This window comes from Fortiea sp. LEGE XX443, assembly GCF_015206815.1.
Taxonomy (GTDB): Bacteria; Cyanobacteriota; Cyanobacteriia; order Cyanobacteriales; family Nostocaceae; genus Nostoc_B.
Window position 1 is genome coordinate 185,291 of the sequence record NZ_JADEXZ010000003.1, and the last position, 10,803, is coordinate 196,093.

The window sequence follows — 10,803 nt, forward strand, 5'->3', positions numbered from 1 at the left end:
ATTTATTTAAAACTTGATTTACCTAGATTTGTTGTTGTGAGAGGGTTATTGCGCTGTGGTGGTATTTCTAACAAGCGCTTTCCACCCAGTAACATGAGTTTTTCAACCAATTGCATTGATACTCCGGCGGTGCTGGCGGCAACGACAAGTTCCTCTCCTTGCGATCGCAACTCCACAAGTTGGTTCAGACGCTTCCAAAGCTTGCTGTCTGTCGTAACCCACTGGTTTTTTAGAGCAACTTGCATCCCTTTGGCGATATGTCTGCTATCAGATAATGCGGTGTAACTGACCTTTGGTTTTACTTCTTCAGGTTTGCTGGGAGTATTGCCAATAATTTCAATTTGGCTGTACTCTGGTGTGCCACTGCCCGCTACAATCCGGAAGTGATAGCTTTTCCTTGTTGAGCCAGATTCGGTAATTACCGTCATGTGCGCCCCGTAAGGAGCTGGTGGTAAACCGGGGATTTTGACTGTCTCGATGCGGCGAATGTGAATTAGTCCTGCACCCGTACTGCTTCCAGAACACTTACCCAAGCCCTCAAGACATCCGTCTACATCAAAAACAAACTTAGATGGGTCATCCAGCCAGATTTTCTTGATGATTTCTCTGGTGTTGTAGAACGATATTGATACCCCATGTCCGGGCCAGACCTTAACTGTCTGCAATTGGGCATTTTCTCCTGACACCTGGGACGCTGCAACTTGACGGATAGTATTTGCTAGTACAAGTTGGTTTGGTGCAAGCACGGAGGTGATGGTGAGGCATCCGCTAAAGGCGATTGCGCGGAGCGCAGTGCCAGAGGCGATCGCCTCTGGCATCCTTAAACTAAAATCTGCTATATCTCTTAGTTTCACAGCTTGATTGACCTATCGACTTTGATTGTGATTTTGGTGTCTTTAGGCACATACCAAACATTGGGACGGCGATTGATTTCGTCAGTAGCACGTTCTGTCCGCTTGCTGACTGTTTCGCCAAGTTTGCCAAAAGCACCTTCAAGGAAAGCAGCTCCCAGGTTGCGTTTATTATTGCGGCTGCGAGTTCTTGTCCCACCTAAAGGCAAATCTTCTGTGACTTCTTCATCCGGCTGGTTAATAATTTCCCCTACCTTGGCAAGACCAGCTATTGTCCCTAATGTGGCATCATATTTGGCAATTTCAGATCCCTTGTCGTCGTAAGGTCTAGCGATTAGGGGTGAACCCGCCTCTCCCAAAACCGATATCGTTCCAGGTGATAGAGGATATTCTGTGCCGTCTTTGAGAATGGCCGTGACTTCGGCACGCACACCTGATGTGCTATCAACCGAAATCATGGCGATAGTTACCTGTGTTCCTGCGGGAATCGCTATTTCCCCAGTATTACTGTAAAGCGGCTCGTTCAACCGGGCGACAAACCGTAATGTATTTGTCTGTTCTTGGGAACGAGTGTTATTACTGGTTTGGGGCATAACGAGTGGAGTTACCAAGGTTGCACTTGCAAACGAACCGACAACTAAATACTGCGGTTGTGTTTCTTGGAGTATCTGTGCTTCTTCTGGCAGGTAGTTATTTGCAACTTGTTCAATTTGCTGAGTGGAGTTGTTTTCTTTATTACTAGCAAAACTGGACTCTACCGCCTTTTCTTTGTCAAGTTCTAAGCTAATTTGTGGTTCTTTTACCGAGAAGCTATAAATAACTGGCACGGCTTGATTGTTATCTTTGTCATCAGTATTGCTATATTTAAGAGTACTGTCATTTGTGGTTACAGGTTGCCAACGCGGGCGCAATTCTTCAACTTGATTAGGGGTATTGGTAATTGTTTCGGTATTCTCGCTGCGTCGGCTACGGCGACGACGGGAGCGATCGCTATTTTGTTCTGCTGGGCGTAATGTTTCTTCAGTTTTAGCTGTAACCTCTTGTACTGTAGTGTTTGTAGGTTCACTGACAGTGGTACTGGCTAGCATATACTCAACTCGACCAACTGAACCCAGGTTACGCAGGCGTTCGAGTTCGGCTATTGGATCTTTGGCGACACTCTGGTTGCTGGCAACTGTTTGTTTGGCAAATTTTGGTAGAGGAGCGCTAGGACGCAAAGGTGGTATTGGCTGTGAGGCTACTACTCTACGTGTTGGTCTAACACGTTCGGGTGTTTCTTCCCGGTATACACGTCGTCTGGAAGTAGGGGGAGTTTCTTGAGCAACTACCCTTCGTTGTCGAATAGAACGGGTTTTCTCTTGGTTTTTGGCTTGTTCTTCTTCAGTAGCTTCTTTTTTCTCCTCTTTGTCTCCTGTATTAGCTTTACCATTTAGGGCATCAAGTTCTTCCTGTTGCTTGGCGAGAGCAAGCTTGGCATAAACATCGCCTTCTTTTTTCTCAGATGCGGCAACTGTGGGAGTTGGAGTAGTTAATTCTGGCTTTTTGGCGTTTTTACTACCCCCATTCATCATGCCGTTGAGGACAACAAATATAACTAGAAACCCAGCACCAAATGCACCACCAATAATTCCTAATCTTGACCAGGGAGATGTAACAAAGTCGTGTTTAGTTTGGATTAACGCGGGGTCTTCTACTTCAGTTTCATCTTCTTCAACTACCTCAAATTGTGAATTTTCAACTTCATCTTCTTCTGCCCTGTCAATTGGTAAAAGGCTATTTACGGAAGATATATGTTTATTGGAAGCCTCATTTTCTAGCTGTAACATAGTTTTCTTCTTGATTAACTATTTTTATTTCTTACCGAGGTTATAATCAACGATTTGAGTAATTTCTAAACCTGGTTCTCGTACTAAATAAATTTTCTTATCGAGTTCAGTTGGCTTATTTGGTAATTTGGGAGTATCGACAGCTTCGACAGTAATTGTTTTGTTAAAAGCGATTCCTTTGCCTTGGTTTTCGTTCCTATTAAAGTTGACGAGCGTAGCGATATAATCGACTTCCCACTGTCCATCTTTGATTTTTCTGGGTTCAGAGATATGGCGAGTTACAAGTGAAACTTGAACTTCACCGTTAAATACACCACTTGGAACGATTTCTGCTAATTTCTTGAGAAAGTTTGCCCGAAAATCTTGATTTTCAGATAGTGCAAATGCAGCTTCCCAGGCTCTAGTAGGAATTTTTTTTCTACTATTTTTTGTTGTTTGAATATCTATTCCCCTATCAGGTTTAGTGACATTTTCACCATTCTCTGTTGCTTCGATTATTCCGTTCCAGCCGAACATTTTAATCATGCTATCTGAGATAAAGCGTTTGATAGTTTCGGCTTCGCGTTCGTTGGGAGCAGCAAATTTACCAGGTGAAATAGACCCATCTTGGAGTTGAACTATCGTCATACCTTTGACATGATGATTTGTGCTAGCAATCATGCCAATATTTATTATTTGCAATAGGGTAGATAAGATAGTTCCTCCTGCTGTTACGGCGATCGCCATTGCAATAGGTGTGGAGGTAGATTGCCCATAACTGAGGAGCCGAGCTGGTTGAGATTTAGACTTAGGTTTAAGCATATTTATTTGTTAATTACTTTTTAACTTTGATTTTGGAACTAACAAATTTGGTGGCGTTGACAGCAACCGTAGCAGTTGTACTTGCTCCACCTGTAGCGATTCCTGCTGCAATTTCAGAGCCAAATGCTACTGTTTTACCTAATCCTGTCCAAACAGCTATTCCACCACCTGCGGCTAATGCAGATGCAAGGATAGGAGAAACTAACCCAACAAAAAGCAGAAATATCATCGGTTGATTTTGTTCGGAATTAGCGATAAGTTGTCCGCACAAACCAATAATCATGTTGAAACAAAGTTTCGCCATTCCAACGGTGAAATAACCAGTTAGCCAAGCGAAAATAGGTTTTGCGCCAAAGGGAAGTAGCGAACCGCCTATTGCCAACGGGCCAAGTAGGGCAGTTAAAAGCATCGTGAATTCGATACCCCATTGGTAAGCGTTATTGAGAGCGAGGAGGATGACTGCGACAAATCCGGTGATCATTGAACCGATTGTACTGGTGATAGTATTACCAATCTTTTCGGCGATTTGACCAGGGGAGAGATTTTCGAGCGCGTCTTTAGCATCAGATAAAGCCTGAAGTGGGTTAAATTCCCAACTACCGCTATCGGGGGCTTCTCCTTTAAATAGATCGGGCGCAGAGGTTTTAAGTTCTGCTTCTGCTTGTTGCAAGCAGGTGATTGAATCTTGCGTGTTACCAGGGATGGAGCGGCATCTTTCCATTGCCGCCCCTACTTGCTGCTGGAGGGCAATATTGCCGACTGCGCGGTTGAATGCTACTTCTAGGTTGGCTCCGGCAGCAGTAAATTCTAGGATGTCATTATTAACAGTATTAATGTATCCCCGGATGGCGAGTGTTCCACTTCTGAGTAAAGTGCCATTGTTAGCTAGTAGCCCGATAACCAGAATGGGCCATATCCAACTGGAAAGGGCTTTCATATCTTCTTGATTTATCCAGTTTTTGCCTAACTCAACCATAAAAAGGGTGAGTGTGGCGATCGCAAAAAACTGACCAACTTTGCACATCGAGCCGTACAAGTTACCGTTGAGGGTTTCCTGCCAAAGTTCATTGAAACCTTCTGCTACTAATTGCGCTCCAGCTGACGCATTTTCTAAAATGTCTTGCCCGAAGAATGGGTCGGTTGCAATTACAAGATGTTCTAACATGGTCTGTATTATGTACCTGATAGAGAGTTGGTCATCTCAATTGCAGAGATGACCAACTAATTAGGGTGAATTATTCACCTGCGGTAGTTTTGAGACTGCTAAACCCACTGATTTCGACATACTGGGCGCTGATACCGTCCATCATCAGGTTTTGACGGCGGCGATCGCTTGCCCCTTGTTCGGCAAGTTGAGATAGCATCAGGTTAGTTTGCTGGGCATCGTGCCGTGTTTGCAGTCCGTCAATGCGAGATTGACCTAACATTGAGACAATTTGCGAGTTTTGGGCAGCAATGACCTTGAGGATGTTTTGTGAAGCATCCATTGGTTGTGCAGATTCTGCGAGTTCTTTGGCATCAGCTACAGTTTGTTCAGTTGCTTCTATCTCATTTTTGGTACGTTCCTGACCGACTTCCCCTAAGACGCTGGTGATCGTGGCGCGGGTGGTTTCTCTCTCTAGTTCGTTAGCTGCACTGACCGCAGCTTCAACTGTGTTGCTTTCATTCCAGTTACCCTTGTTCTTGAGTTGCTCTTTGAGCTTTTCGGCTGAGTTTACTGGATCTGGCATATCCATACTGCCAGTCTGAATAGCAGTTTTAGCTTCGCCTTTCATCCCACCCCATTTATTAGTTCCTGAAGTGAGTTCCTTTTTGGTTTCCTCAAAATAGTTATTGAATTTCCCTAAAACCTTGAAGAAATCCTCAATTGAAAAGGCATAACTGGGTGCTGTACCGAGTAAAGTAACCAGACCAATTATTGACCCGATTATTACTCCTTTCTTAGTAAACTTGAATTTTGGTTTCATACTTTTCGTGGATAAAATAATCAATGTGGCAATTAAAGTTAAGCCACTTATTTATTAGTTATTGATTCTTCTTGTTATAAATCCAGATTATTCTTAGTTTTACTTCTATAATTTATGCTGACTTTAATGGCTGATTGTTATTGTTATCCATTGACTACTCCCCTGAATGAATTTAAGGGATTCTAAGAGGATGCTACGCAACGGGTTAAAGCCTCGTTGCTTCGCTTCTTCTTAGCTGTCACCCAGATATAGATCCGGGTGGGGTGAGTCAAAGCACCCCTAGACACTCCACTTAAATCAAGTCCAAGTTTTGTGCTTACTTTACGGATGATATTGGCTGCACCGTTGCAATCTGCATTAATGCACCAATTCATTGCCGTTCTAAACAATCCTCGTTTCACTCTGCGTCCAGAAGATTTCCAACTATCGGGTTTTTCACCGTGTTTTGGGAGCGTGTCACCATCAACAAATGATGCTGCTGAGGTGTTGGCTTCTTCTGTTTCGAGAAATTCAATCCCATGCTGTTGGCACAGTTGCTCAATTCGCCCTTTGAGTCTGGCAGTAGGGATTTGCACGAATTGCTGATTACGTTTTTTACCTAAATCAATCTCTTGCTTGATGCCTTGACCCCACCCAAATACAACTCTACCAATGCGATTGTCTAAGCAGTGGTTAATAACAATTCTGGCAACCTTATTAATAGCGTCTCTGATTTGGCGGTTGCGTTTCTCGGTGATATCGGCAAGGTTATTAGACCAAAAACCTTGAGGTTTATTCTCTTTAATTGTTGACACTCGTTTGTTGTACCAACGATTTAAACTCTTAAGATGCCGACCATCGATAATGAAACTTGTTCCTACATTAGAGACGCAAGTTAACCAGTTATTCAACCCGTGATCAATACCTAAAACTCTGCTTTTATCTACGTCCGACTTAACGGTATTAATTTTGTAGATAAACTCAGCATAAAAGCAACGTTTTCTAGGTAAAATTCTTAACTCTTTAATGTCCTCAAACCTCAAATTTGATGGCATTGGTAAAGTGAAAGAATCTAACTTTAACCACACTTTTACCTGCGAACCGAGTGGTATTCTAATCTGTCCATCCTTTAGCCTTAGTGCCTGCTTTGGATAACTAACTAGATTGAAACCATTCTTTCTGTACTTTGGTGGTCTAGGTTTATCTGCTAATTCGCCACGATTATACAAAGCGTTAAGCTGCTTGAATGACGCAAACGATTCATACACAGAACGGCATAATTGCTGTGCTGCTTGAGAATAGAGTGTTTGAAAATGACGGTTTGATTTCATTTCGCTATCTAACTCAAACTTGGTTATATAACGTTTTGCTTTAAACCATATTTGACGAGCATAGTAGACGGCACAATTTGATAGTTTATTTGCTTCAGAACAGATAAACTCTAGAATTCCTTTTAATTCTTTATCCGCGTGAATCAAAACTTGTTGACAACCGTACAAATAAATCACCTCCTTAATATTATTAATTATCTCATTATTTGCGAATTTATAATGTTAAGATTACGTAGAAACACCGTTCGCGTTACCCTACGGTAAGGCTTTTCTACAAGATGCTACGCGAACGCCTACATTCCCTTTATAAAGTACGAAACATACAACTATGTTGCTTTGTTAATTTTGCTCAGAGACTTTCACGCTATCGCTGATTTTTTAGTAATTGTTGTGCTTCTTGGCTTAACTCATCTCCCCGAAGCATTTGTATGTAGCTTTCTGTAAATCTCACCATACCCAGCATTGGATTATCGGCATATTTATTGAGAAATAGAGTGCGTAATTCTTGCTCATTCGGGTTATTTGCAACTGCTGCAAGTAAGCAATAAGCAGGATAATACCTACAAAAAGTAAGTTTGCCATTGTCATCAAGTAACCACTGTGAATAAATACTTTCGCGTTTTGGGAAGAATGCTTCGGTACTATTACGCGAGATAATTTCATAAGGGTATTTAAACCTATTCACAAATGGGTCAACTGCCGATGTTTGAATCCGACCGATCAGGCGGGTTGTGATGTTAGCAAATATTTTGGAAGCAGACTTACTTTGGAAAATACTTTCTGGTTCTTGGGCAGATAAAATTACACGTATACCTGCTTTTGCACCGTTAGCGCAGAGTCTACCAATTAGCTCGGCTATGCTCTCAAAATTGAATAAAATTGGTGCTTCATCTAAGAAAAATATTGATACTTTAGATGATAAAGCTCTACGTAATGCTGCGGAATAAGCACTCAAGGCAAGGACTGCGGCATCGGCTTCACTCCCAAGCGATCGCAGTGCGAATACAAGCAATCGAGCATCAGTTTTAAAGCTAGATGGATTGGCGATTGATTGCCCAACTCGTGAATTTAGCCAAAACTTTAATCGCAATCTGATTTGGTCAAGGGCATCGAGAATTTCTTTACTATTATTGGTGATGGAATCAAGCTTGATAAATCCAGGCGAACAATAATTATAGAAATCTTTAAGTGTGGGAATATCTGCCCATTCAGGTGTTCCTAATCCATTTTCTAATGCTAGCTTGTACCGAAGTTTGATATCTTCATCGTTGTAAAAAGTTTCAATCGTAATTGTAATGATACTTTCAATATTTGATACCGTTGTCGGACTTACCCCTACAGGATTTGTCCCTAGTACCATAATCATTAATGTGGATTTCAAGAATTCTTTGAAATCGGTCATTCTCTCTTTAATAACTTCAGGCTCATATCCCCTTAAATCAGGTAATTCAAATAGATTGTTCGATTCTTTACTAATATCGAAATATGCCCCTTCCTCTCCCATAAATTTGGTGTAGTCGGTAAACGTGCTAGTACCATCGGGTTTAGGATAATCAAGCGCGATTACGGGAATGTTTTGAGCCAAGGCAGGTGTTAATAGACCTGCTACTAAAACGGATTTACCCGCACGAGTAGTACCGAAAATGGCGAGATTTTTGTGCTGCTTGTACAAGTCAAGATGTACTGGAGTTCCTCCCTCTTCAGCAATTAGCTCAAACCCGGATTTATCTCCTGTAGCTGTTCTGACTATCGGCATGAGTCCGGGAACTTCGGATGAGAAATAAGGCAGGCGGCGGTTAAAGGGTCTTGTAAGTAGGCTTTCCCAAACAACAGGTACACATTGCAACCATGTTTTCCAGGCATACTCGATTTCTCTCTCAACTACAGCAGGTCGCAAGAAACAGCTAGAAAGGTATTGACAAGCTTCATCAAGTTTTTGACGACTGTGACGATGAACACAAAAGACAACAGCAGTGTGGATGGGCAAACTGCCTCTGAGGATAGTTTCTTGTGCCTTAACTGCCTCCTCAATGTTCATATTGGCTTTTACGTCAATTGACCCCTTCTCAGAAGACATGGCGCTGGAAGTAATTGACTGTTTGGTAATCCGTTGCAGAGCAGTTTTGGCAAGTCCCTGGTTGGCTTTAGATAGCTGGCAGATAATCTCGGTGTCGGAGATTTTTTCTTTGGATATTACCTCCCAGAGGTATCGAAGCTGGGCGTATTCATCTACCCAGCCCTGGGGCTTTTCGCTGAACTGAAGAACGCCGATATACTTGTCTTGTAGTCTTACCCAGCTGCGATCGAGAAACGGGACAGATTTTTCATTCTCCAGCATCAGATGGCGAATGTGGAAATCGCTAGTTTGAACTTCTCGAAGTCCCTCTTCATCTAGTATGAGGGGATTGGGAACTTTGGGCGCATCGCTACGGTTAAATTGACTCCAAAGAATTGACCATACTTCCTCACTAGTGACTGCTCGTACTGCTAGCCCCATCGAGTTTGTCAAAAGTTGTTCCCACCGTTGAAACCCAGAGGTAAAACTATCCCGTAAGATTGTTTCAATTCGTTCTTGCCGAACACTGTGAATTTGTCCAGTAAATTGGAACCAGGCATTTTGCAATTGTTTGATAGTTTTTTCAATTGCATCATTTGAGCGACTATCTTCAGAAGCCAGGACACTATAGGTACACCAGAAACGTAAAAACTTATTTTTACGAGTTCCTGCTTTAGTGAGTTCTCTTGCTCGCAGACGTTCCGATCGCACTAGCAGAGTTAGTTGCTCTAGGTCGCATTTATCCTCTATCTTTTTTAGTTCCTGCTGCCGGAGAAAATCATCAGTGAACGAACCAAGATGAATTGTTAAGGTTTCGCGTTCAGGAAGTTCTTTGAGTCCGCCCTCAATATTTTCAAAAATCGGGAGAATCTGTTCTTCTGGTAAAGATGGGTGGGCTCCTTGTACGTCGAAGCAGAACTTAATTTGAATATCTTCTTTTTTCTGGAGGATGAGTGCGCCGATATCTCTGCGACCAGCAAGTGAGATACTTGCAATCCCGGCTAAATGAGTAATATCCTCAAACGGTGTTAGGTTTTTGACAACACCTAATTGTTCGGTATCGAGGGATTTTTTACCAATTTTGTCCTTTGTTTTCGTTGAGACAGTCGAACTCATAGCCTGTAGTTTCGTTCGGTGATATTTTTTACTTGAGCAGCTTTATCTGCGTTTTTTCAGCTGGTGCTTTTTCTGGGATTGAGGTTGTAGAGGATTAACGAGAGAAACAAAAGGTTTATAGCCACGGGTGATGCGCGGCGTGCCGACAAACTTACCAAAAAAAGCTTTGTTGGAACTTACCGTCCACCAAGTTGCCCATCCCCAAGCAGTTACAATTCCAGTTGCCAGCCAGGAAGCTTGCATAAAACCCTTAACTACCATGTAGGAGATGAGAGCGATCGCACTCCAGGGAACAATTTGGTCGGCGGGGAATGGCCCAAGGCGCGGCTGTTCTCCTAATACGCGGTTGACAGTACGAAATTCCCGTTCTCTGGCCATTATGACGAAAGACGAAAGTCAGTTTTTGAAATCTTGATGAGTGGCACTTGTGGAATTGTGCCACTCGTGGTGGCTTTTTTGACGAATGGCTCCTCAGCCTGTTACCAGTCCTGCAAGCAAGTCTCCGACTACAACTGTGAGGGCAACGATAATTGGTGTACGGGCGATAGTTTGCCAATCTTCGTCATTCCTGGCTGCTTGAACGACTCGGATAAGACCAATACCCAGGTAAATTAGGAACAAACCGCGCAGTACCGCAAATACATATCGAATGATTGTTTCGTCAATACCTTCAAAATATTCTGTGAAGAAGTCCTCTGCGTTTTGCATGAACTGGGCGTTTGCAGGTGCGGTGGCAATGTCCAACATAACCCTGTTGTGTCACTATCGCGGTAGTATAAGGATGTAAAAAGCCCAGAACGAAGACACAGAGCATGGTAGAGCCTCGTCCACCCAAACAAACCGTCAAATTTGTGGATGAATATTGTCTTTGGTATA

The 10,803-nt window shown here is 42.7% G+C and carries 8 protein-coding genes and 1 pseudogene; all 9 read right to left on the reverse strand.

From position 1 onward, the window contains the following. Positions 1 to 2: 2 nt before the first annotated feature. The gene (locus IQ259_RS02715) at positions 3 to 854 is read right to left on the reverse strand and encodes a hypothetical protein (RefSeq protein WP_193880466.1); all 852 of its coding nucleotides are present in this window, start codon (positions 852 to 854) and stop codon (positions 3 to 5) included. Continuing rightward, positions 851 to 2,677, reverse strand: coding sequence for a TrbI/VirB10 family protein (locus IQ259_RS02720; RefSeq protein WP_193880468.1), 1,827 nt, complete (start codon positions 2,675 to 2,677; stop codon positions 851 to 853). Before IQ259_RS02720 ends, IQ259_RS02715 begins: the two co-directional genes overlap by 4 nt. Before the next feature lie 24 nt (positions 2,678 to 2,701). Further along, positions 2,702 to 3,478, reverse strand: a complete 777-nt coding sequence (locus tag IQ259_RS02725) for a hypothetical protein (protein WP_193880471.1) — start codon at positions 3,476 to 3,478, stop codon at positions 2,702 to 2,704. Between the two features lie 13 nt (positions 3,479 to 3,491). Continuing rightward, positions 3,492 to 4,643, reverse strand: coding sequence for a hypothetical protein (locus IQ259_RS02730; protein ID WP_010993862.1), 1,152 nt, complete (start codon positions 4,641 to 4,643; stop codon positions 3,492 to 3,494). Between the two features lie 70 nt (positions 4,644 to 4,713). Then, positions 4,714 to 5,445 carry a hypothetical protein gene (locus tag IQ259_RS02735; RefSeq protein ID WP_193880474.1) on the reverse strand — a complete coding sequence of 244 codons (732 nt, stop codon included), beginning with the start codon at positions 5,443 to 5,445 and terminating at the stop codon, positions 4,714 to 4,716. Between the two features lie 182 nt (positions 5,446 to 5,627). After that, entirely contained in the window at positions 5,628 to 6,932 is a 1,305-nt protein-coding gene (locus IQ259_RS02740; RefSeq protein ID WP_339383916.1) for a transposase, read from the reverse strand. 187 nt (positions 6,933 to 7,119) lie between these two features. After that, a complete protein-coding gene (locus IQ259_RS02745) occupies positions 7,120 to 9,927 on the reverse strand; it encodes a hypothetical protein (protein ID WP_193880480.1) in 2,808 nt (935 codons plus the stop codon). 42 nt (positions 9,928 to 9,969) lie between these two features. After that, positions 9,970 to 10,305, reverse strand: a complete 336-nt coding sequence (locus tag IQ259_RS02750; protein ID WP_062296238.1) for a hypothetical protein — start codon at positions 10,303 to 10,305, stop codon at positions 9,970 to 9,972. Positions 10,306 to 10,398: 93 nt separating this feature from the next. Then, positions 10,399 to 10,674, reverse strand: a pseudogene (locus IQ259_RS02755) (hypothetical protein); the annotation flags it as partial. Positions 10,675 to 10,803 lie beyond the last annotated feature (129 nt).

Bases quoted from the DNA above. Each gene is read 5' to 3' on its own strand.
- IQ259_RS02725 (WP_193880471.1), bottom strand. From the start codon at position 3,478: ATGCTTAAACCTAAGTCTAAATCTCAACCAGCTCGGCTCCTCAGTTAT.
- IQ259_RS02745 (WP_193880480.1), bottom strand. From the start codon at position 9,927: ATGAGTTCGACTGTCTCAACGAAAACAAAGGACAAAATTGGTAAAAAA.
- IQ259_RS02750 (WP_062296238.1), bottom strand. From the start codon at position 10,305: ATGGCCAGAGAACGGGAATTTCGTACTGTCAACCGCGTATTAGGAGAA.
- IQ259_RS02735 (WP_193880474.1), bottom strand. From the start codon at position 5,445: ATGAAACCAAAATTCAAGTTTACTAAGAAAGGAGTAATAATCGGGTCA.
- IQ259_RS02730 (WP_010993862.1), bottom strand. From the start codon at position 4,643: ATGTTAGAACATCTTGTAATTGCAACCGACCCATTCTTCGGGCAAGAC.
- IQ259_RS02720 (WP_193880468.1), bottom strand. From the start codon at position 2,677: ATGTTACAGCTAGAAAATGAGGCTTCCAATAAACATATATCTTCCGTA.